The organism is Pseudarthrobacter sp. LT1 (assembly GCF_035621795.1).
In the GTDB taxonomy this organism is placed as follows: Bacteria; Actinomycetota; Actinomycetes; order Actinomycetales; family Micrococcaceae; genus Arthrobacter.
In genome coordinates, this window is sequence record NZ_CP141830.1 from 1,105,838 (window position 1) to 1,127,697 (window position 21,860).

General features: G+C 67.9%; 19 protein-coding genes. 13 read left to right on the forward strand and 6 right to left on the reverse strand.

The window, feature by feature from the left end; all coding sequences use genetic code 11:
- The first annotated feature begins 41 nt into the window (after window positions 1-41).
- The 8 genes from VIK36_RS05325 (at window position 42) to VIK36_RS05360 (ending at window position 8,451) form a co-directional block, all read left to right on the forward strand.
- On the forward strand, window positions 42-800 hold the full coding sequence (locus VIK36_RS05325) for a 5-oxoprolinase subunit PxpA (protein ID WP_324644347.1): 759 nt from the start codon (window positions 42-44) through the stop codon (window positions 798-800).
- Between the two features lie 2 nt (window positions 801-802).
- Entirely contained in the window at window positions 803-2,494 is a 1,692-nt protein-coding gene (locus VIK36_RS05330) for a 5-oxoprolinase/urea amidolyase family protein (protein WP_324644348.1), read from the forward strand.
- Window positions 2,487-4,253 carry an acetyl/propionyl/methylcrotonyl-CoA carboxylase subunit alpha gene (locus VIK36_RS05335; RefSeq protein WP_324644349.1) on the forward strand — a complete coding sequence of 589 codons (1,767 nt, stop codon included), beginning with the start codon at window positions 2,487-2,489 and terminating at the stop codon, window positions 4,251-4,253. The genes VIK36_RS05330 and VIK36_RS05335 overlap by 8 nt, the downstream gene beginning before the upstream one ends.
- Window positions 4,254-4,327: 74 nt before the next feature.
- On the forward strand, window positions 4,328-5,005 hold the full coding sequence (locus VIK36_RS05340; RefSeq protein WP_324644350.1) for a GntR family transcriptional regulator: 678 nt from the start codon (window positions 4,328-4,330) through the stop codon (window positions 5,003-5,005).
- 209 nt (window positions 5,006-5,214) lie between these two features.
- Window positions 5,215-5,928 carry a DUF969 domain-containing protein gene (locus VIK36_RS05345; protein WP_141157917.1) on the forward strand — a complete coding sequence of 238 codons (714 nt, stop codon included), beginning with the start codon at window positions 5,215-5,217 and terminating at the stop codon, window positions 5,926-5,928.
- A complete protein-coding gene (locus VIK36_RS05350) occupies window positions 5,925-6,896 on the forward strand; it encodes a DUF979 domain-containing protein (protein ID WP_324644351.1) in 972 nt (323 codons plus the stop codon). The genes VIK36_RS05345 and VIK36_RS05350 overlap by 4 nt, the downstream gene beginning before the upstream one ends.
- 21 nt (window positions 6,897-6,917) lie before the next feature.
- The gene (locus tag VIK36_RS05355; protein WP_324644353.1) at window positions 6,918-8,015 is read left to right on the forward strand and encodes a DUF2891 family protein; all 1,098 of its coding nucleotides are present in this window, start codon (window positions 6,918-6,920) and stop codon (window positions 8,013-8,015) included.
- Window positions 8,016-8,187: 172 nt separating this feature from the next.
- Window positions 8,188-8,451 (forward strand): hypothetical protein, encoded by a 264-nt coding sequence (locus VIK36_RS05360; RefSeq protein ID WP_255174645.1) that lies wholly within the window; start codon window positions 8,188-8,190, stop codon window positions 8,449-8,451.
- Here the strand turns inward: VIK36_RS05360 and VIK36_RS05365 are convergent.
- The 5 genes from VIK36_RS05365 to VIK36_RS05385 form a co-directional block, all read right to left on the reverse strand.
- Window positions 8,448-8,594, reverse strand: a complete 147-nt coding sequence (locus VIK36_RS05365; RefSeq protein ID WP_307429961.1) for a hypothetical protein — start codon at window positions 8,592-8,594, stop codon at window positions 8,448-8,450. The genes VIK36_RS05360 and VIK36_RS05365 overlap by 4 nt on opposite strands.
- On the reverse strand, window positions 8,587-9,228 hold the full coding sequence (locus VIK36_RS05370; protein ID WP_324644354.1) for a hypothetical protein: 642 nt from the start codon (window positions 9,226-9,228) through the stop codon (window positions 8,587-8,589). The genes VIK36_RS05365 and VIK36_RS05370 overlap by 8 nt, the downstream gene beginning before the upstream one ends.
- 105 nt (window positions 9,229-9,333) lie before the next feature.
- Window positions 9,334-12,159 (reverse strand): FAD-binding and (Fe-S)-binding domain-containing protein, encoded by a 2,826-nt coding sequence (locus VIK36_RS05375; protein ID WP_324644355.1) that lies wholly within the window; start codon window positions 12,157-12,159, stop codon window positions 9,334-9,336.
- A 16-nt stretch (window positions 12,160-12,175) separates the two neighbouring features.
- Window positions 12,176-12,922 (reverse strand): FadR/GntR family transcriptional regulator, encoded by a 747-nt coding sequence (locus VIK36_RS05380; RefSeq protein ID WP_159632741.1) that lies wholly within the window; start codon window positions 12,920-12,922, stop codon window positions 12,176-12,178.
- Between the two features lie 69 nt (window positions 12,923-12,991).
- On the reverse strand, window positions 12,992-14,737 hold the full coding sequence (locus VIK36_RS05385; RefSeq protein WP_324644356.1) for an L-lactate permease: 1,746 nt from the start codon (window positions 14,735-14,737) through the stop codon (window positions 12,992-12,994).
- Window positions 14,738-14,923: 186 nt separating this feature from the next.
- On the opposite strand from VIK36_RS05385, the gene VIK36_RS05390 reads away from it, so the two are divergent.
- The 5 genes from VIK36_RS05390 to ppsA all read left to right on the forward strand — a co-directional run bounded on the left by VIK36_RS05390 (window position 14,924) and on the right by ppsA (window position 21,298).
- Window positions 14,924-15,727: a (Fe-S)-binding protein gene (locus VIK36_RS05390; RefSeq protein ID WP_324644358.1), complete on the forward strand. Its 804-nt coding sequence runs from the start codon at window positions 14,924-14,926 to the stop codon at window positions 15,725-15,727.
- Window positions 15,724-17,283 carry a LutB/LldF family L-lactate oxidation iron-sulfur protein gene (locus VIK36_RS05395; protein WP_324644360.1) on the forward strand — a complete coding sequence of 520 codons (1,560 nt, stop codon included), beginning with the start codon at window positions 15,724-15,726 and terminating at the stop codon, window positions 17,281-17,283. Before VIK36_RS05390 ends, VIK36_RS05395 begins: the two co-directional genes overlap by 4 nt.
- Window positions 17,280-17,912, forward strand: a complete 633-nt coding sequence (locus VIK36_RS05400; protein WP_324644361.1) for a lactate utilization protein C — start codon at window positions 17,280-17,282, stop codon at window positions 17,910-17,912. Before VIK36_RS05395 ends, VIK36_RS05400 begins: the two co-directional genes overlap by 4 nt.
- Window positions 17,913-17,921: 9 nt before the next feature.
- Window positions 17,922-18,740 (forward strand): pyruvate, water dikinase regulatory protein, encoded by an 819-nt coding sequence (locus VIK36_RS05405; RefSeq protein WP_255174654.1) that lies wholly within the window; start codon window positions 17,922-17,924, stop codon window positions 18,738-18,740.
- Between the two features lie 146 nt (window positions 18,741-18,886).
- Window positions 18,887-21,298, forward strand: coding sequence for a phosphoenolpyruvate synthase (ppsA, locus tag VIK36_RS05410; RefSeq protein ID WP_324644362.1), 2,412 nt, complete (start codon window positions 18,887-18,889; stop codon window positions 21,296-21,298).
- Window positions 21,299-21,323: 25 nt separating this feature from the next.
- Here the strand turns inward: ppsA and VIK36_RS05415 are convergent, their stop codons facing one another.
- A complete protein-coding gene (locus VIK36_RS05415) occupies window positions 21,324-21,758 on the reverse strand; it encodes a nuclear transport factor 2 family protein (RefSeq protein ID WP_324644364.1) in 435 nt (144 codons plus the stop codon).
- Between the last annotated feature and the right edge of the window lie 102 nt (window positions 21,759-21,860).

Consider the following 21,860-nt stretch of genomic DNA (forward strand, 5'->3'; position numbering starts at 1 on the left):
AGGGCATTCTTGAAGGACACCAATCCGAGACGGAGATCACAATGCCCAGCATCGACCTGAACAGCGACGTCGGCGAGTCCTTTGGGAACTGGTCCTTCGGCGATGACGCCGCCATTTTCGAGAGTGTGTCCAGTGCCAACGTAGCCTGCGGCTTCCACGCGGGCGATCCCGTGGGTATCATGGCCACCTGCCAGGCCGCCGTGAAGGCCGGCGTCACCGTCGGTGCACATCCCGGCTACCGGGACCTGGCCGGATTCGGCCGCCGCTTCGTGGACATGACCCCGGAAGAGCTGACCGCTGATGTCGTCTACCAGATCGGCGCCGTCCAGGCAGTAGCCCTCGCAGCCGGAACAGCCGTCCGCTACGTCAAGCCCCACGGCGCCCTCTACAACACCCTCGTGAACCACCCCAAGCAGGCCGGTGCCGTGGTGGCAGCGATCCTCGCCGTTGACCCCACGCTGCCACTCATGGTGCTCCCGAACTCCGAGATCCAGCGCCAGGCCGAAGCTGCCGGACTGCGCACCGTGGCCGAGGCGTTTGCCGACCGGGCCTACAATCCGGACGGCACCCTGGTCTCCCGGCGCGAACCCGGCGCCGTGCTGCACGAGGTGGCGGACGTCGTCGAGCATGTCCTGCGCCTGGCCACCGACGGCGTGGTCCGTGCCATTGACGGCTCCCTGGTCCCCGTCAAGGCGGAGAGCATCTGCCTGCACGGTGACACTCCCGGGTCCGTGGCGATGGCCGCTGCCGTCCGCGCCGCACTGGTGGACGCCGGCATCCAGATACAGAGCTTCGCCTAGCCATGACCGCGCAGCAGCACGCAGCCTACGCGGCCGCCCACACGGCCCTGACCGGGATCCGCCCCGCAGGGGACAGGGCCATCCTGGTGGAGCTGCCGTCCCTGGGCGCTGTCCTCAGCCTCCAGGCGCAGCTCACCGCACATCCGCAGCCGGGCCAGGTGGACGTCATCGCTGCCGCCTGCACGGTCCTCATTACGGCGGATTCGCCGCAGGCAGCGCAGGCACTGGCCGCGCACGTCCGCAGCCTGGACCTCGAGGTGCCCGCGGAAACCGCGAGCACGCTGGTCACCATTGACGTGGTGTACGACGGCGAGGACCTGGATGAGGTGGCCGCGCTCACCGGGCTGGACCGCGGGGGAGTAGTTGCAGCGCACACCGGCCAGCTGTGGACGGCGGCCTTCGCCGGCTTTGCTCCGGGCTTCGCCTACCTCACCGGGCAGGATTCCAGCCTGGAGGTTCCCCGCCGCCGCTCGCCGCGCACCGCCGTCCCAGCCGGAGCTGTTGCCCTGGGCGGCGCCTACTCGGCCGTCTACCCCCGGCAGTCCCCGGGCGGCTGGCAACTGATCGGCCGGACCGATGCCGCCATGTGGGACCTGGGCCGGGAGAGTCCCGCGCTGGTCCGGCCCGGGGACACCGTCCGGTTCAACGCTATCCGTGCCCAGGCGACCGTGACCCACCACCAACAGTCCGGTACCGGCGCGGCTTCAAAAGAAGAACAAGCCACCGAAGGCCTCGCCGTCCGCAAGCCCGGACTGCAGTCCACCATTCAGGATCTGGGCCGCCCGGGCTACGCGTCGCTGGGCGTCAGCAGCGCCGGCGCCATGGACCGCGGAGCACTCCGCCGCGCCAACCGCCTGGTGGGCAACAGCGAAGGCGACGCCGGAATCGAACTCCTCTTCGGCGGACTCGAACTCGTTGCCCTCAGCGACCAAGTCCTTGCCGTCACCGGCGCAGCCGTTCCGTTGGAGATCACGCCCCCGGAAGAGCCGCGGACTGCGGAAGAGCAGGTGGCCATCGAAGCAGAACAGCGGACGACGGCGGTACGCCACCCGGCGTGCGACACCCCCTTTGCCCTCCTGGCAGGGGAGCGGCTGACCGTCGGCACCCCCGCCGCAGGCCTCCGCTCCTACGTGGGTGTCCGCGGCGGACTCGGCGGACCCGAAGCCCTGGGCAGCCGTTCCACGGACACCATGTCCGGCATCGGCCCCGAACCGCTTCAGGCGGGCACCATCCTGCCCGTGCGGACTCCCGCACCCGGGAGCATCGTGGGCCACCCCGAGGTCTCGCCCCTCCCGGACCGGGACGAAGCCACCGTGCTGCGGGTGGTCCCCGGGCCTCGGCAGGACTGGTTCAGCGACGAAACCCTGCAGGACTTCCTCAAACAGGAGTGGACCGTCACACCGCAGTCGAACCGGATCGGCCTGCGGCTGAACGGCCACGCGCTCACCCGAAACCGGGACGGTGAACTGGCCAGCGAGGGAACCGTCCGCGGCGCCGTGCAGGTACCCCCGGAAGGCCAGCCCGTCCTGTTCCTCTCCGACCACCCGGTGACCGGCGGGTATCCGGTGATTGCCGTCGTCGTCCACGCAGACCTGGACAAAGCCGCCCAACTTCCCCCCGGCACCACCGTGCGGTTCGCCGCCATGCTCCCGGCAGAACTGCCCGAAACACCTAAGGAAAGCCCCCATGCGTAAAGTCCTCATTGCCAACCGAGGCGAGATTGCCGTCCGGATCGCCCGGGCCTGCGACGATGCAGGCCTGGAAAGCGTGGCCGTCTACGCCGATCCCGACGCCGACGCACTGCACGTCTCCGCCGCCACCGAGGCGTACGCGCTGCCCGGTTCCAGGCCCCAGGACACCTACCTGGACATCGAGAAGATCCTCGCCATCGCGGCGAAAAGCGGCGCCGACGCCGTCCACCCCGGCTACGGCTTCCTGTCCGAAAACGCCGGCTTCGCCCAGGCAGTCATCGACGCCGGCCTGACCTGGATCGGCCCGTCCCCGGAAACCATCCGGCTCCTGGGCGACAAGGTCAGCGCCCGCGAAGTGGCCGTCCGCGCCGGCGCTCCGCTGGCCCCGGGCAGCGACGGCCCGGTGGCCAGCGCCGCCGAGGTCCGGGCGTTCGCCGAGCAAGTGGGACTCCCCGTCGCCATCAAGGCCGCCTTTGGCGGCGGCGGCCGCGGCCTGAAGGTGGTCCGGAACCAGGCCGACATCGAGGAGAGCTTCGACTCCGCCGTCCGCGAATCCCTCGCCGCCTTCGGCCGCAGCGAATGCTACGTGGAGAAATTCCTTGACCGGCCCCGCCACGTCGAAGCCCAGGTCATCGCTGACACGCACGGCAACGTGGTGGTGGTGGGCACCCGCGACTGCTCGCTGCAGCGCCGCCACCAGAAACTCGTGGAAGAGGCCCCCGCACCCTTCCTCACCCCCGACCAGCGGGCGGCGATCCACGCTTCGGCCAAGGCAATCTGCCGCGAAGCCGGCTACGTGGGCGCCGGCACGGTGGAGTACCTGCTGGACGGCAGCGGCTTCCTGAGCTTCCTGGAGGTGAACACCCGGCTGCAGGTGGAGCACCCCATCACGGAGGAGACCTCGGGCGTGGACCTGGTGGCAGCCCAGCTGGCCATCGCGGCGGGGGAGGAACTTCCCATCCTGGAGGACCCGGAACCGCGCGGCCACGCGTTCGAGTTCCGGATCAACGCCGAGGACCCGGGCCGCGGCTTCCTGCCGTCCCCGGGCGCCGTCACCGGGTTCGAGGTGCCCACCGGGCCCGGCATCCGCGTGGATACCGGTGTCCGCGCCGGTTCCGTGGTGCCAGGGCAGTTCGACTCCCTGCTCGCCAAACTGGTGGTCACCGGCGTGGACCGGCAGCAGGCCCTCCGCCGCGCCCGCCGCGCCCTGCGCGAGTTCCGCATCGGCGGCCTGGCCACCGTGCTGCCGTTCCACCGGGCCGTGGTGGAGGCCCCGGACTTCACCCGCACCGACGGGCTGGACATTTACACCACCTGGATCGAGAGCGGGTTCGCCGCATCCCTGGAGGCGGACCCTGCCTTCAGCCCCGCCGCCCCGGAGGAGCCCCGCCGGACCATCGGCATCGAGGTGGACGGCAAACGGATGGAGCTGGGGCTGCCCAAGGCGCTGCTGGATTCACTGCTGGACGGCGGCGGCCGACGCGGTGCAGCCGGCCGGGACGGCGCGGACGGCCCGCAGCAGAAGGCGGAGGAAGAGTCGGAGCAGAACGACGGCGACCTGCTGGCCACCATGGCCGGCACAGTGGTCAAGTGGCTGGCCCAGCCCGGAGCCTCGGTCGAGGAAGGGGAAACGGTCCTGGTGCTCGAAGCCATGAAGATGGAGACCGCCGTCGCCGCCCACCGGGCCGGCACGCTGGGTGAGCAGTTCGCAGCGGCAGGGGACCCCGTCGCGCCCGGCCAGGTGCTCACCAGCATCGGGTGATGCCGGCGACTGGATGAGCGGGTCCCGGGGGGCAACAGGCCTTTGGTGCGGCCGCGGGCCGATATCGTGGTGCCATGACGTTTGACGAGGTGCTGGCCGATCTCCAGGCCCAGGCCAGGACCACAAAGCACTCCGAGACCGGGCTTTGGGTGGCCGCCCAGCTCCGCAGCCGCATCGCGGCCGGCAAGCTCAAGCCCGGTTCCAAGCTCGCGGAGGAAGCCCTCCGCGAGGCCCTTGGCGTGTCACGCAACACCCTGCGGGAGGCGTTCACCGCGCTCCACGCCGAGCACATCGTCACCCGCATCCCCAACCGGGGCGTCTTCGTCGCCCACCCGACGGCGGATGACATCCGCGAGATCTACCGCGTCCGCCGCTTCCTGGAACCTGCGGCGGTGCTGTGGTCCGGAGAAACGTCCATGGAGCCCCTGGCCGCGATCATCAAGGCAGCGAGGGCTGCCGCCGTGGAGGGGGACATTCCCGGCATGGCGGGCGCCAACCAGGACTTCCACCGTGCCCTCGTAGACCGTGCCGGCAGTGAGCGGCTCAACAGCCTCATGGACCAGGTCCTGGCCGAAATGCGCCTGGTGTTCCACTCCATGGCCGCCAACCCCGCATTCCATGAGCCGTACGTGGAGGACAACGCCAGGATCGTGGAGCTCATGGAAGCCGGAGACCGGGCCGCGGCAGCGGACTTCCTGTCCGCCTACCTGGACCGCGCCGAAGCGCAGCTGCTCGCCGCCGTCGAACGCTGACCCAGGCCCTTCCAAGGGAGGGGTTGCAGGATTGTTGAACAAAACGGTATGCTGTGGATCACACCGTTGTTCTGCAGCTCACTACATCCTGCAGCTCTGACGTAACCGGGGCTCCCGCCCCTCGGCGCCGCCCAACCAGTCAACCGGGCACGGACGCGCCGGCCCCCACTTTCGCAGACCCGTCACGGGTCCCCTGGGAAGGGATAATCATGCTTGTACTCATCGGGGTGCTGCTGGTGATCGTTGGCTTCGCCATCCGCCTGAACCCCCTGATTGTCGTCACCGTCGCCGGCATCGTCACCGCACTGCTGGGCGGGATGAACCCCGCACAGATCCTCGATTCGTTCGGCACCGGCTTCGCCAGCAGCCGTTCTGTCACCATCTTCGTGGCGGTGCTGCCGGTGGTGGGCATCATCGAGTTCTTCGGACTGCAGGAGCAAGCCAAGATCCTCATTGGCCGGCTCGCCAAGCTGACTGCCGGCCGCGTCCTGATCGGCTACCTGGCCGTCCGCCAGATCACCGCCGCCGTGGGCCTGACCAGCATCGGCGGCCACGCCCAGACCGTCCGCCCGCTGGTATTCCCCATGGCCGAGGGTGCAGCGCTGCGGCGCTACGGGCACGTGCCGGAAAAGATCAGCGAGAAGATCAAGGGCCACTCCGCCGGCGCGGACAACGTGGGCGTGTTCTTCGGCGAGGACGTGTTCGTGGCCGTGGGCTCCATCCTGCTGATTACCACGTTCGTCGACACCACGTACCACCTCCACCTGGAACCGCTCCAGCTGGCCCTCTGGGCCATCCCCACCGCCATCGCCGCGTTCCTCATCCACGGCTTCCGGCTCCTGCGCCTGGACAAGCAGCTGGACAAGGAATACCGCGAGTTTGAGCTCACCGCCCAGAAGGAAACCGCAGGAGAAGCCAAATGATCAACGTTGAAGCCGTTTACTGGCTGGTCGGCATTCTGTTCGTCGCCTGGGCATCGCTGATCGCCGCCGACGCCAACCACCCGCGCCGCTGGGGAAGCTCCGCCTTCTGGGGCATCCTGGGCCTGTGCTTCTTCTACAGCACCTGGGTCCAGGCCGGCACCGCGCCGGGCTGGATCCTGGGCATCGCCGTCCTGGTGCTGGTGGTCCTGGCCTCCACCGGCCTGCTGGGCCACGGCAAGCACCGCACCTCCACCGGGCCGGAGCGGGAGGCCTACGCCAAGCGCTTCGGCAACAAACTCTTCATCCCGGCCCTGACGCTGCCGCTGGTCACGGTCATCCTGGTGCTCGCCGCGCCGGTGCTGAACTTCGGCGGCACCCCATTGCTGGATCCCAAGAACACCACGCTGGTAGCCCTGGCCATCGGCGCCGTGGCCGCCGTCGTCGTCGCCCTCCTGATCCTCAAGCCCAAGAACCCGGCGACGCCCATCTTCGAAAGCCGCCGCATCCTGGAATCCATTGGGTGGGCCGCGCTGCTGCCGCAGATGCTCACCACGCTGGGCATCCTGTTCACCAAGGCCGGCGTGGGCGTCGCCGTGGGGACCCTTGCCTCCGGCCTGCTGCCCAAGGGCTCCCTGATCGCCGGCGTGCTGGTCTACTGCATCGGCATGTTCCTGTTCACCGTGTTGATGGGCAACGGCTTCGCGGCGTTCCCCATCATGACAGCGGCGATCGGCTGGCCGGTGCTGGTGCAGACGTTCCACGGCGACCCCGCCATCGTCTTCGCCATCGGCATGCTGGCCGGCTTCTGCGGCACGCTCTGCACCCCCATGGCCGCCAACTTCAACCTGGTGCCGTCCGCGCTGCTGGAAATGAAGAACAAGTACGGCGTCATCACGGCGCAGGTGGGCACGGCCATCCCGCTGCTGGCGGTCAACATCGCGCTGATGTACTTCCTGGCCTTCCACTAAACCCCTTCGCAAAGGAGCACCATGGACAACGATCTTCGCGCACAGGCGGCACCGGATTATGCGGCCGTGGTGCTGGGCAACCTTTCAGAGGCCTTCCCGCACTCGGCCCACCACACCCAGGTGTCCGCTGACGACCGGCCCACTCCGGAGCAGATCCACCCCGCCTTCTACACCTCCTTCGACTGGCACTCCTGCGTGCACATGCACTGGCTGGGGGCCAGCCTGTTGGGCGGCACCCACGGGTCGCCTTCTGCAGGGGCTGCCCCGGCGGGAGCGTCCGACGGCGGCACGGCAGCCTGGGTGGACAGCTCCACCGGGGCGTCGCTCCGGGAAGCACTGGGCGCCAACCTGACGCCGGCCAAGCTGGCAGTGGAACGGGACTACCTGGTAGCCAACCCCTCCTGGGAGCGGCCCTACGGGTGGGCGTGGCTGATGCGGCTGGCCGCCACGTGTGCTGGCTCCTCCGATGCACAGCTCCGTGAATGGGGCACCGCGCTGGATCCGCTGGTGGACGCCGTGGCGGAGCTCAGCGTGGCGTGGATGGCCAAGGCCCAATACCCGGTGCGGCACGGGCTGCACACGAATGCTGCATTCGGCGTGGGCTACATGCTGGATGCCTTCCGCTCGCTCGGCCGTACTGATGCGGCGAAGGCCTGCGAGGAAGCGGCCCGCACCTGGTTCGCGAATGACCGCGGCTGGCCGGGCGACTGGGAGCTCAGCGGCCAGGACTTCCTCTCCGCCGGCCTGAGCGAGGCGGACCTGATGCGCCGCGTCCTGACCGCTGATGAGTTCGCCGCCTGGTTCGCAGCGTTCCTCCCGGAGCTTTCCGTGGAGTCGCGGATCCTGCAGCCGGTGAGCGTTACGGATGAGACCGACGGCTACCTGGTGCATCTGCACGGGCTAAACCTGACCCGCGCCGGACAGGTGGCACGCATCATCGCCACGCTCCGCGAATCCACCAGGCCCGAGGCCTCCGCCGCGGCGGCTGTGCTCAACGAGGCCTTGGATCCGTTGCTGAAGGCCGGGCTCCACGGGCTGGAGAGCGGCGACTTCATGTCTACGCACTGGCTGGCCAGCTTCGCCTGGGATGCGCTGGGATCCGTGGCGGCGCTGGACTGACCATCCAGCAGGTGACGGAATGAACCAGTCACATTCGGTTTGAAAGGACGCGGCGGTGCCCATAGGGGCGCCGCCGCGTTAGTCTTTTCCCACCACGCCCAGCGCGTGACCTGGGAGCAGCGGGCAGGGTCGTAATGAGCTGACCGTCCGCCCGCGAGCCCAGAGGAATCCCATGCGCCAGCACGTCAGCACCTGCACGTCAGACCCTGCGACGGCAGGGCAAACCGCCCTCAAGCCCAGGAGGAAGCGGACCAGACATCCCCGGATCGCCGCGGGGGACAGGGTCCGTTTCGCCGAGGGAACCGTCTCCGGCACCGGGGTGGTGGACGCCGTGACATCGGATTACTCCGTTATCTGGGTGTGGACCGACGAAGGCCAGGGCCGGCGGATGTTCCTGCAGGGGTACGGCAGCATCGTCACCGCGGTGGAGGCCTAATTCAGCTGTTCGGAGCGCCTCGCGCGCCGCTCGTCGGCCTGCAGGATTCCATCGCGGACCGCGGCGCGGATCACGCCGTACAGGATGTAGAAGAAGACGGCCCCGACGAGGACAAACAGGACAAGCCCGGTAAAGTCACCCATCAGTGCGCTCCCCCTCCGGCCAGTACGGCTGAACGGACGCCGCGGCACTCCGCAGCGTCCCGCCGTCGAGCATTAATGACGTTTCCGCCAGGCCGAAATCCGGCCACTGGCAAACCAGCCGGAGGTCCCCGTCCGGCGGGAGCGGCCACAGCCAGAGCGTGCCGCTGCCGGAGAACTCCTCATCGCCACCGCCGCCACCACCGCCGTTCAGGGCGAGGACCGGGGGTTCCGGGTTGGTGCCCGGTTCCATCAACCCGTAGGGTACCTGGCTGCCGGTGCTGGCCTTTGAACCATCGGGGAATTCGACGCCGAACATCAGCCCGGTCTGCCGTTCGCTGCGCCCATGAAAGCCCCTGCCAGGCTGGAAAAACAGCGGCTGCAAATCGTCCCAGTCCCCATCGGATTGATCGGTCCGGCGGAAGAGCCAGGACAGACTGAACAGGCACCCGGTAGAGAAGACTTCGGCGCCTTTGACCGCCACCACCATTCCCGGCGTCCGGCTCACGAACCTGCCGAGGTGGACAACAGCCGGCACTTCGTAAGCGGGAGCGGCCACCCAGGGCGGCGGGACGAGCCTGGTTGCCCGCGGCCGGGGCGGCAGGGGAGGGACGGGAAAGTCCTGGAAGAAGGTCATGATGGTCCTTGGGTCCGCTGGCTGCGACCGACCAGCGGAACAAGCGGCTGTGCCGCCCTGGATCCCCCAATCCGTCCTTGCCCGGCCAAGTCTAGCGGGGATGCCTCAGGGCCTGGTGGCCTCCTCGAGGATTTCCAGCAGGTGGCGGTAGGAGCGGCCAGTCGCCTTGGACATTCCCAGCTCGCAGGTGCGGTTTGTAGAGGCGTAGGCGTCGAACTCCCGCTCGTTGATCTCGCCGGCCTGCCGGTTGGTCGCGGAGTCGGTGAGTTCAGGATGGAGCAGGCCCCGGTCGCCGGCGAACGCGCAGCAGCCCCAGTTGAGCGGCACGAAGACATCTTCCGTGACGGCCCCGGCAATTTCGAGCAGCGCGGGGTTGGTTCCCAGCTGGGTGGATGAGCACGTGGGGTGCAGAGCCATGGAACCCAGCGGAGCAGTCACCGTGAGCTGGCCCAGGACGTGCTGCTGGACGAACTCCACCGAGTCAACAAAACGCAGTCCGGCATACCGTTCTCCGTCCGCGCCGGCAAGACGCTTCATGGTGTCCAGGCCTTCCGTGCAGGAAGCGGCATCGCACACCACGGGCAGCCTGCCGCGGCCGCTGGCCTCGTACAGCTGGTCCAGGACCTTGGCTGTCATGGCGTCATAGCCCTGGGAGAAGCCCTTGGATTTCCACGGGGTGCCGCAGCACAGGCTCTCGATGCCTTCCGGGACGGTTATGCCCACTCCGGCACGTTCGCAGAGGTCCAGGAATGCCTGGGCCGAGCCCTTTCCCTTGCCTTCCGGGCCATCCGCAGGGCCGAACATGGTGCCGATGCAGGCCGGGAAGAACACCGCCATGCTGCCTGGGTCCCGGCGTTCCCGGCGCCTGGAACCGCCGCCTGGCAGCACGTCGGCGTAGGCGGGCACCGTCTCCGGTCCCAGCAGCGCACGGCCGACGGCGGTGGCGGCCTTTGGCAGCGACGCCGGCATGGCCTTGGCTACGGTCAGGGCCAGGCCGCCGCCGGCGGTCACGGCGCCCCAGTTCTCGGCGGCCTTGTTCCAGCCGGCCGCGGCGACGGTGTTGGCATTTTCCTTGCGGAGCCGCCGCACCAGGTCTCCGGTGTTGATCAACACCGGGCAGGCAGTGACGCACATGCCGTCGGCGGCGCAGGTCTGCACGCCGTCGTAGTCATAGTCCTTGCGCAGGCTGGCGGCGAGGGCGTGGTCGCCGCGCTGCTCGGCGGCAGCAATGTCGCGCCGAAGCACGATGCGTTGGCGCGGAGTAAGCGTGATGTCCTTGCTGGGGCAAACCGGTTCGCAGTACCCGCACTCGACACAGCGGTCCACTTCCTCCTCGACGGTGGGAGCCACCTTCAGGTTCTCGATGTAGGAGAGTGGTTCGTCGGCGAGCAGCACACCCGGGTTCAGGAGGTTGGGCGGGTCGATCAGCCGTTTGATCTCCTGCATGACTGTGTAGAGCTCGTCGCCGTACTGGCGGCGGACGAAGGGGGCCATGATGCGGCCGGTCCCGTGCTCGGCTTTGAGTGAACCGCCCGCGCCGAGGACCAGGTCCACCATCTCGTCGGTGAAGGCCTGGTAGCGCAGCAGTTGGTCCGGATCGTCGAAGCGCTCGTTGAGCATGAAGTGGACGTTTCCGTCCTTGGCGTGCCCGAAGATCACCGATTCCTTGTAATGGTGCTCGTGGAAGAGCCGCGTCAGTTCGCCGCAGGTGCCGGCAAGGGCGGGAACCGGAACAACGATGTCCTCCAGCAGTGCGTTGGTTCCTGAGGGACGGGCGCCGGCCACGGCCGTGTACAGGCCCTTGCGGACGTGCCACAGGGCAGCCCGGTCTTTCGGGTCCGAGGTCAGCGCGAAGGGTGTTGCAAGGTCCAGCGAGTCGAACAGCTGCTGCGAGCCTGCCCGCTTGCCGGACAGGTCGGCGGCGTCCGCGCCCTGGTGTTCCACCAGCAGCGCGGCGTGTCCTTGGACCGGCAGGGAACGGATCGCGGCGGGGGCGTCGGCGGCGGCCTGGGCCACCTTCAACGCTGCCGCGTCCATGAGTTCGATGGTGGCAAGGCCGGTGGACACCAGGTCTGGCAGGGCTCCCATTGCCGCCTCGAGGGTATTAAAGACCAGCAGCCCGGTGGCGACGGCGGGTTTGACCTCGACGGTCCGGAAGACAGCCTCCGCCACGAAGCCGAGGGTTCCCTCGCTGCCGATCATCAGGTGCATCAGGACGTCCACGGGACGTTCGTAATCCAGAAAGGAGTTCACGCCGTAGCCCATGGTGTTCTTCATCGAGAACAGTGAACGGATGATGCGTACGGACTCGTCGTTTCCCACCACCCGCCGGCGCAGCCTCAGGAGCCCCTCGTGGAGTTCCGGTTCCAGCTCGCGCAACCGCCGGTCGGCGTCGTCGTCGGCGGTGTCGATGACCGTGCCCGAGGGCAGCACCAGCACCATTGATTCCAGCGTCCGGTAGGTGTTGAACTCAGTGCCGCACGCCATTCCTGAGGAGTTGTTGGCGATGACACCGCCCACAGTGCAGGCGATTTCGCTGGCGGGATCGGGGCCGAGCTTACGTCCAAAGGGGGAAAGCCTGGCGTTGACGCTGCGCACCGTGGCCCCGGGCTGGACACGGACCCGGGCGCCGCCGTCGAGCACCTCAACACCGCGGAAATGCTGGCGGGTGTTGATCAGCAGGCTGTCACTCAGGGCCTGCCCGGACAGGCTCGTGCCACCGGAACGAAAGGTGGCGGGAAGCCCAAGCTCCCGGCTGCGCCGGAGCAGGGCGCCCACGTCGGCGGCATTGCGTGGGGTGGCTACCCCTTGCGGGACCAGGAGGTAGTGCGAGGCGTCGTGTGCCATGGCATGGCGGTCCAGGTCCCGCGTGCTGACGGTATCCAGATCCAGCTGGTGGACGGGGGATTCGGCTCCTGCGGTGGTTCTCATGCGTGGCTCCAAGAAATCAGGTAATGGGGTGGGGCGGGGTGGCGTCCCCGGCCCGCTGGTAGAACCATTCGATGTGTTCACGCAGCAGGCGTGCGGCGAGTTCGCCGTCACGGGACTGGACGGCATCAAAGATTCCGTGGTGTTGGGTGCGCAATGCTGCCAGGACCGCCGGCCAGTCCTCCATCGCGTCCATGGCTCCCTTGACGTAGCCCACGATCGAGCCGCTGAGGGACTCCATGATGGTGGCCATGACCTCGTTGCCTGCAAGCGAACTCAGCGCCACATGGAACCGGGCGTCCAGCTCGTGGAAGGTTGCCCGGTCCAGCTCGGGCTGGTCCATGGCCTCCAGCAGTTGGGCCGCCTGTTTCCGCTCCGCGTCGCCGCCTTCGCGCGCTGCACCGGCGCGGGCAGTCCACGTCTCCAGGAGGATACGGGTTTGGACGATGTCCTGGACTGGCAGCCGGTTGCTGGCAACATGCAGCCGGAGGGCGGAGGAGAGTCCGGCGGACGGATCGGAGACCACAATGGCACCGGAGGTGGGACCGGAGCCTACCGAGCTGCGGACCACGCCCATGGCGTCGAGGATACGGATGGCCTCGCGTACGGACGCCCTGGATATTCCATAGTTTTCCGCCAGGGTCCGTTCGCCCGGGAGCCGGTCTCCGACCTTGATTTTGCCGGCCCGCAGGTCCGCTTCAATGTCTTTCAGGAGCGCATCGTGGGTTCGACGTCGGGGGGCTGCTCCGGCTGCGGCGGGTGTCACGGGCGATCCTCTGGAGTGGGGGAGTGCGGGCCGGGAGGGCCCGCACCCCGGTTGTGCGCGGGTGGAGGGCTACGGGAGCATCCAGCCCAGGACTGGGGTGGATTGCAGGTAGACGATGGTGCACAGCACCAGAAGCAACCCCACGCTCCATCCGACTACCTTACGCAGAAGGACCGACTCCTGGCCGTCAAGGTTCACGGCGGTGGCGGCAATGGCGAGGTTCTGCGGGCTGATGAGCTTGCCCACCACACCGCCGGCCGTATTGCCGGCCACGAGCAGGTTCGGGTCGATGCCTGCATTCAGGCCGGCAGTCTGCTGCAGCTTGGCAAACAGTGCGTTCGCGGAGGTGTCCGAACCGGTCACGGCCGTGCCCAGCCAGCCGAGCACCGGGGAGAGGAACGCGAAGAAGCTTCCGGTGCCGGCCAGCCAGACGCCGATCGAGACCGTCTGGCCCGAGTTGTTCATGACGTAGGCCAGGGCGAGCACCGTGATGATGGTCAGGCCGGCCCAGCGCATCTTGAAGATGGTCCGTCCGATTTCGGCCACGGCGTTGCCTACTGTCATGTGGAAGCGGCCGCCGTCATCGAAGCGGGCGTAGACGGCCGCGACGATCAACCCCGTGATCAGCAGGAGCGTGCCCGGGCTGGACAGCCACTGGAAGACGTAGACGGTGGAGGACAGCGGCTTGCCGTCGGCGCCCACCAGGGCGTCGTGCAGGACAGGCCATGGAACCTTGACATCGGTGGCGGCGAGGGCGGCCGGAAGGTCGACGCCGAGCTTCCACAGTTTGGCGATGCCGAACACCACAATGACCAGGAAGTAGGGAAACAGTGCCAGCCACGTGCGTGCCGGGGTGAGGCTTTCGCCGTCGGCCGCCTCTAGGGTGGCCACGCTGCCGGACCGGGCGCTTCGCGGACCCTGGCCTGCCGGCGTGGTACCGGCCGCAGCGGCCTCCGCCGCGACGCCCAGCCGGTCACGCGCTGCTGTGGTGCCCCGGGGCTTCCAGAAGCGGAAGAACAGCACAGCCGCGCCCAGGCCCACCAGCGAAGCCATGATGTCGGTGAGTTCGTAGGAGAAGAAGTTCGAGCAGAGGAACTGCGCTGCGGCGAAGGAGAATCCGATGACCAGCGCGGCAGGCCAGCAGTCTTTCAAACCTTTGCGTCCGTCCAGGATGAAGAGCAGGATCAGCGGGACGAAGGTTGCCAGCAGCGGCGCCTGGCGGCCCACCATGGCACCAATGTCCGTGGCGTGCAGGCCGGTGAGTCCCGCAGCGGTGGTGATCGGGATGGCCATGGCACCAAAGGCGACCGGGGCGGTGTTTGCCACCAGCACGGCAGCAGCGGCCCGGAGCGGGGGCAGGCCCAGGGCCAGCAGCATGGTGGCGGTGATGGCCACCGGCGCACCAAAGCCGGCAAGGGCCTCGAGCAGGCCGCCGAAGCAGAACGCGATCAGGACGCCCTGCAGGCGGACGTCGCCGCCGCCAATGACATCGAACACCCGGCGGAGGTCTTCAAAACGGCCGCTCAGCACCGTGACCTGGTAGAGCCAGACGGCCATGACCACGATCCACAGCACGGGGAAGGCGCCGAAGACCCCGCCCTGGGTGGCGGACAGAAGCGCCAGGCCTGCGGGCATCTTGAAAGCCAGGATGCCCACGGCCAGGGCCACCAGCAGGGCGAAGGCCCCGGCCACGTGGGCTTTGGTCCTGACGACGGCGAGAAGGACAAAGAAGGTCAGCAGCGGCAGCAGGCCGACGATGGCCGACCAGGCAACGCTGTTCAGCACCGGGTCTGTGCTGGGGGTGAAGTGGTCCACGAAGTTCCTCCACGATGAGGGCGATGGGGATGGCTTTGGTCAGACCACAATGGTCCGACCACGGAAGTGTAGCCCACTTTTGGCTGGAATGTGAGCCGGTTCACCATCCAAACGCGGGCTTGTCAGTGGCGGCCATCACGTGGTCTACTGTGGTCAGACCATACGCTCACCCTCCGGAAGGCCGTCATGAGAATTGCCTTGTTCGCCACCTGCATCGTGGACGCGATGTACCCGGCCACGGCGAAGGCCACCGTCAGGATCCTGGAGCGGCTGGGGCACGAAGTAGTGTTCCCCTCCGGCCAGGCCTGCTGCGGCCAGATGCACGTCAACAGCGGCTACCTCAAAGAAGCCGTCCCGGTGGTCGCCAACCACGTGGCCGCATTCGACACCGCGGACTACGACGTCGCGGTCGCCCCGTCCGGGTCCTGCGTGGCCTCGGTCAAGCACCAGCACCCCATGGTGGCGCGCGCCTGCGGCGACGCTGCCCTGGAAGCCCGCGCCACCGCCGTCGGCACCAAAACCTACGAGCTGTCCGAACTGCTGGTGGACGTGCTGGGCGTGACCGACGCCGGGGCCCAACTGGGTTCCTACTTCCCGCACCGGGTGACCTACCATCCCAGCTGCCACGGGATGCGGCTGCTGCGGCTCGGTGACAGGCAGTCCCGACTGCTGCGGACCGTGCAGGGAATCGACCTTGCCGAGCTGCCCGAACAGGACCAGTGCTGCGGATTCGGCGGCACGTTTTCCATGAAGAACGCCGATGTCTCGTCGGCCATGCTCCAGGACAAGGCGGCCAACATCGAGTCCACCGGGGCCGAGCTCTGCACCGGCGGGGACGCCTCCTGCCTGATGCACATCGGCGGCGGACTGTCCCGCCAGGGCAGCTCCACCACCACCCTCCACCTGGCCGAAATCCTCGCCAGCACCATGGAAGAACCGGCGTCCGTCATCGGCGAAGTCCGCGTCTCCACCGGAAAGGCCCTGCGATGACCACCTTCCTGGGAATGCCCGCCCTGCCCGCCTTCGGCTCGGGCAACCTGTTCGCCGGGGAGTCCTTCCCCACGGCGGCGCACCGTGAACTGGGCAACGCGCAGTTGCGCGCCAACCTCGGCCATGCCACCCACACCATCCGCGACAAGCGCCAGGCCGTGGTCTCCGAACTGCCCGACTGGGAAGAGCTCCGCGACGCGGGGTCCGCCATCAAGCAGGCGGTGATGGCCAGGCTGCCCGAGCTCCTGGAGGAGTTCGAAACGAACTTCACCGCACGCGGCGGCGTGATCCACTGGGCCCGCGACGCCGGGGAAGCCAACGAAATCGTGGCCGGGCTGGTCCGGGACACCGGCGAAACCGAAGTGGTCAAGATCAAGTCCATGGCCACCCAGGAAATCGGGCTCAATGAGTACCTCGAGGAGCAGGGCATCGGGGCCTTCGAAACCGATCTCGCCGAGCTCATCGTCCAGCTGGACCACGACAAGCCCAGCCACATCCTGGTACCCGCCATCCACAAGAACCGCACCGAAATCCGGGACATCTTCCTCCGCGAAATGCCCGGTGCCGATCCTGCGCTGACCGACGATCCCTCCGTCCTGGCCATGGCTGCCCGCGAGCACCTGCGCCGGAAGTTCCTCACGGCGAAGGTGGCCGTGTCCGGGGCCAACTTCGCCCTTGCCGACTCCGGCACCCTGGCAGTCGTGGAATCCGAAGGCAACGGCCGCATGTGCCTCACGCTTCCGGAAACGCTGATCACGGTGATGGGCATCGAGAAGCTGCTGCCCACCTGGCAGGACCTGGAAGTGTTCATGCAGCTGCTCCCGCGTTCTTCCACCGGGGAGCGGATGAACCCGTACACCTCCCTGTGGACCGGAGTAACGGAGGGCGACGGGCCGCAGAACGTGCACCTGGTGCTCCTGGACAACGGCCGCAGCGCCGCGCTCGCCGATGAAATGGGCCGCTCCGCCCTGCACTGCATCCGCTGCAGCGCCTGCATGAACGTCTGCCCGGTATACGAGCGCACGGGCGGCCACGCCTACGGCTCCACCTACCCGGGCCCCATCGGCGCGATTCTTTCCCCGCTGCTCACCGGCATCGAGGCGGAGGAAAACAACTCCCTGCCGTACGCCTCCTCCCTGTGCGGTGCCTGCTACGACGCCTGCCCCGTCAAGATCAACATCCCGGACATCCTGGTGCACCTGCGCAGCGTGGATGTGGACAGCAAGCGCGGAAAGAAGAAGGTCCCCAGCCAGATGGATGTGGGCATGAAAGCCGCATCCTGGGCTTTGTCCTCCGGCAAACGGCTGGGCCTGGTGGAGAAGGGGCTGCCGCTGGGCCGCCTGGCCGCGGGACCGGACAGGAAGATCACCAAGCTGCCCGGCATCGCCGCCGGCTGGACCCAAAGCCGCGACATCCCGGCGCCGCCGGCGCAGTCGTTCCGGGACTGGTGGGCCAAGGAACACCGGGACGCCGGCGGCGCACCCGGCACGCCCGGCACACCGGAGGCCGGTCCGTCCCGCACGCCGTCCCCAGACACGAAGGAAACCCCGCAATGACCGCACGCGAAGACATCCTCTCCCGGATCAGGGCAGCATTGCAGGACAGCCCGCAGGCGCCGCAGATTCCGCGGGAATACCGGGCAGCATCGGGGCTGGACACGGACGCACTGATCGAGCTCCTGGTGGACCGGCTGGTGGACTACAAAGCGCAGGTGGCGGTGGTTCCGGAAACAGAGGTGCCCGCACGGATTGCGTCGCTCCTTGACGGGGCGCGCAGTTTCGTCGTGCCCGAAGGGTTCGACGCCGGGTGGCTGGCAGGAACCGGCGACGACGGCGGGTCCCGCCGCCGCGTCGACTCTCTGGCGGCACCGCTCAGCGTCGCCGAGCTCGATGGCATTGATGCCGTGGTGACCGGCAGCGCCGTGGCGGTCGCCGAGACGGGAACCATCATCCTGGACGGCAGCGCCAACCAGGGCCGCCGCGCCATCAGCCTGGTCCCGGACCACCATATCTGCGTGGTGAAGGCCGCCGATATTACCGGGATCCTGCCCGAGGCGCTGGGCCGGATCGACGGGACCCGGCCCGTCACGATGATCAGCGGGCCGAGTGCCACCAGCGACATCGAGCTCGAACGCGTGGAGGGCGTCCATGGCCCGCGCAGGCTTGACGTCATCATTGCCCGCTAGAGTCATCCCATGACCACTGCTGCTCTACGGCCTGTCTACTTCCTGTCGGACAGCACCGGCATCACCGCGGAAACCCTGGGGAATACGCTGCTGACGCAGTTCCCCGTGGACAACTTCGACCGCGTCACCATTCCCTTCATCACCACGGCTGAACAGGCCCGGTCCGTAGTGCGTACCATCGACGGCCTTGCTGCCACCGGGCCGCAGCCGCTGGTCTTTTCCACCGCCGTCAGCAGCGAAATACGCCAGATCCTGGGCGGCTGCAAGGGCGTCATCGTGGACCTGATCGGTACGCACGTGGGAGTCCTGGAACAGGCGCTGGGGGCACCGGCCAGCGGCGAACCGGGCCGCGCGCACGGGCTCGGGAACGCCGCGCGCTACCAGTCCCGGATGGCGGCGGTGGAGTACGCGATGGAGCACGACGACGGGCAGAGCCTGCGTGCGCTGGAGAAGGCCCAGGTGATCCTGGTGGCCCCGTCCCGGTGCGGCAAGACGCCCACCACCATGTATCTGGCGCTCCAGCACGGGATCTTCGCCGCAAACTTTCCACTGGTGGACGAAGACTTCCAGCACGACGGGCTGCCCAAGCCGCTGCGGCCTTTCGTGTCGAAGTGTTTCGGCCTGTCCTCCAACCCGTTGCGCCTCAGCCAGATCCGGACCGAACGGCGGCCCAGCTCCCCGTATGCGTCGCTGCGGCAGTGCGGTTTTGAGCTGCGCAGCGCCGAGCAGCTGTACGTCTCGCACCGCATTCCGTACCTGAACTCGGCCACCGTCTCCGTGGAGGAGATGGCGGCCACCATCCTGCAGCGGATGAACCTCAAGCACTAGCCCGGAATTTCACAAACGTGGCGTAGCGCACATCATGTGGAAAGTCCGCTGAAGACCTGAAACTGTTAGCTGGATCTTTCTTCCGGCCGGCACTACCGTGCGCGGCCGGCGATGCCTACGCCACCCTCTGCAAAGGAGCAGTAAACATGACGACTGACGTTCTGTGGTTCTCTGAACTTGGACTCAAGGACCTGGACAAGGTGGGCGGCAAGAACGCCTCCCTGGGCGAGATGGTGCAGAACCTGACCTCGGCCGGCGTCCAGGTTCCGGACGGGTTCGCCACCACGGCGGACGCGTACCGCAGGTTCCTGTCCGATTCCGGCCTGGACCGGAAGATTGCCGACCGGCTGGTGGGACTGGACACGGATGACGTGACGGCCCTGGCCGCCGCCGGCCAAGAAATCCGCTCCCTGGTCCGCGATACCCCCTTCCTGCCGGACTTCGAGGCGCAGGTCCGCGAGGCGTACCAGCAGCTGGTGGACAAGCACGCCGGCTCCGCCGACCTGTCCTGGGCGGTACGGTCCAGCGCCACCGCGGAGGACCTTCCCGATGCCTCCTTCGCCGGGCAGCAGGAAACCTTCCTGAACGTCCGCGGGATCGAGAACATCCTGCAGGCCATCAAGGACGTCTTCGCCTCCCTCTACAACGACCGCGCCATCGCCTACCGCGTGCACCACAAGTTCGAGCACGCCGAGGTGGCACTGTCCGCCGGCATCCAGCGCATGGTGCGTTCCGACGTCGGTGCGTCCGGTGTCATGTTCACCATGGACACCGAGTCCGGCTTCCAGGACGCCGTGTTCGTCACCTCCTCCTACGGCCTGGGCGAAGCCGTCGTGCAGGGTGCCGTGAACCCGGACGAGTTCTACGTCTACAAGCCCGCCCTGGAGGCCGGCCGCCCGGCGATCCTCAAGCGCGGCCTGGGCGAGAAGGCCCTGCAGATGACGTACACCAACAGCAGCGAAATCGGCCGCACCATCGATTTCGTCCCGGTGGAGGACTCCCTGCGCTCGCGCTTCAGCCTGACGGACGACGACGTGGAGCAGCTTGCACGCCACGCCGTCGCCATCGAGAAGCACTACGGCCGTCCCATGGACATTGAGTGGGGCAAGGACGGGATCGACGGCGGCCTGTACATCCTGCAGGCACGTCCGGAAACCGTGCAGTCCCGCCGGGCCCCCGGCAGCATGAGCCGGTTCCGCCTGAACGAAAGCGGGCCCGTGCTGGTGGAAGGCCGTGCCATCGGCCAGCGGATCGGCGCCGGCAAGGTCCGGATCCTCACCGCCATCGACCAGATGGCCTCCTTCCAGACCGGCGACGTCCTGGTGGCCGACATGACGGACCCCGACTGGGAACCCATCATGAAGCGGGCCTCCGCCATCGTCACCAACCGCGGCGGCCGTACCTGCCACGCCGCCATCATCGCCCGCGAACTGGGGATTCCCGCCGTCGTGGGCACCGGCAACGCCACTGACTCGCTGTCCGATGGCCAGGAGGTCACTGTCTCCTGCGCCGACGGCGAGACCGGCACCATCTACCAGGGCCTGCTGGACTTCAGTGTTGAGGAAACCGGCATCACGCAGATGCCTGAGGCGCCGGTGAAGGTCATGATGAACGTCGGCACCCCGGAGCAGGCCTTCACCTTCGCCCAGCTGCCTAACCACGGCGTGGGGCTGGCGCGGCTGGAGTTCATCATCAACCGGCAGATCGGCATCCACCCCAAGGCCCTGCTGAACCTGGACAGCCAGCCCGAGGACGTGGCCGCCGAGATCCGTGAGCGGATCAGCGCCTACGACAGCCCCCGCGACTACTACATCAAGCGGCTGGCCGAAGGCGTGGCCACCATCGCTGCGGCGTTCGCGCCGGAACCGGTGATCGTGCGCATGTCCGACTTCAAGTCCAACGAGTACGCCAACCTGATCGGTGGGCCGGCCTACGAGCCGCACGAAGAGAACCCGATGATCGGCTTCCGCGGCGCGTCCCGCTACCTGGAGCCGTCCTTCCGGGACTGCTTCGACCTCGAGTGCGAGGCCCTGTCCTTTGTCCGCAACGAGATGGGCCTGACCAACGTCAAGCTGATGATCCCGTTCGTGCGGACCCTGGACGAGGCGCAGGGCGTCATCGAACTGCTCGCTGAGAACGGCCTGCGCCGCGGCGAAAACGGCCTCGAAGTGATCATGATGTGCGAGCTGCCCTCCAACGCGCTGCTTGCCGACGAGTTCCTGGAATACTTCGACGGCTTCTCCATCGGCTCCAACGACATGACCCAGCTGACCCTGGGCCTGGACCGCGACTCGGCCATCGTGGCCAACAGCTTCGATGAGCGGGACGCCGCCGTGAAGAAGCTGCTCAGCATGGCCATCAAGGCCTGCCGGGCCCGGGAAAAGTACGTGGGCATCTGCGGCCAGGGCCCCAGCGACCACCCGGACTTCGCCGAGTGGCTGGTGAAGGAAGGCGTCAATTCCGTCTCGCTGAACCCGGACACCGTGGTGGACACCTGGATCCGGCTCGCCGGGGCGTCGGAGGAGACGCCGAACGTCGCCGCGGCTGCCGGCGTATAGCGGGTAGGCCCCTTACCCCTGGGCCTTACCCCTGGGCCGGCTCGGGCAGCAGCCCGAGCTGGCCCAGGAGTTCCATCTGGTCGAAGTAGGCGTGGTGCGAGGTAACCACGCGGTCCTTCACCGTAGCGACGTCGCAGCTCCTGACCCTGAGCTGTCTTCCGGTGGGCGGCAGCGTACCGCCGGTGGGCAGGCTCAGCTGCCCGGTGTTCGTGCCAACGACGAAGCCTTCGACGACGGCCACGTCCCCGGCCTCATGCGTGGCAGTCCGTTCGTACCTGACGTCCGGCATCGCTTCCCAGAAGTGTGAGTAATAGTCCGCGATGGCTTGTCGGCCGGTGATCGCGTCCTGGTCCGGGGTGCGGACCACGGCGTCCACGGCGTAACAGCCCGCCAGCGTTTCCCTGTCCTTTGCGTCCATGGCCGCCATCAGCCGGTCCATGACGTCGCGTGCCTGTCCCATTACAGCCTCCAATTGATGTGCCGGCGCCGGGCCCGGTGCCCGCGTCCACGAAGGAAACGTACGACGGCGGAACGCACCGTTGCGATCCCCCCGCCGGGGGTT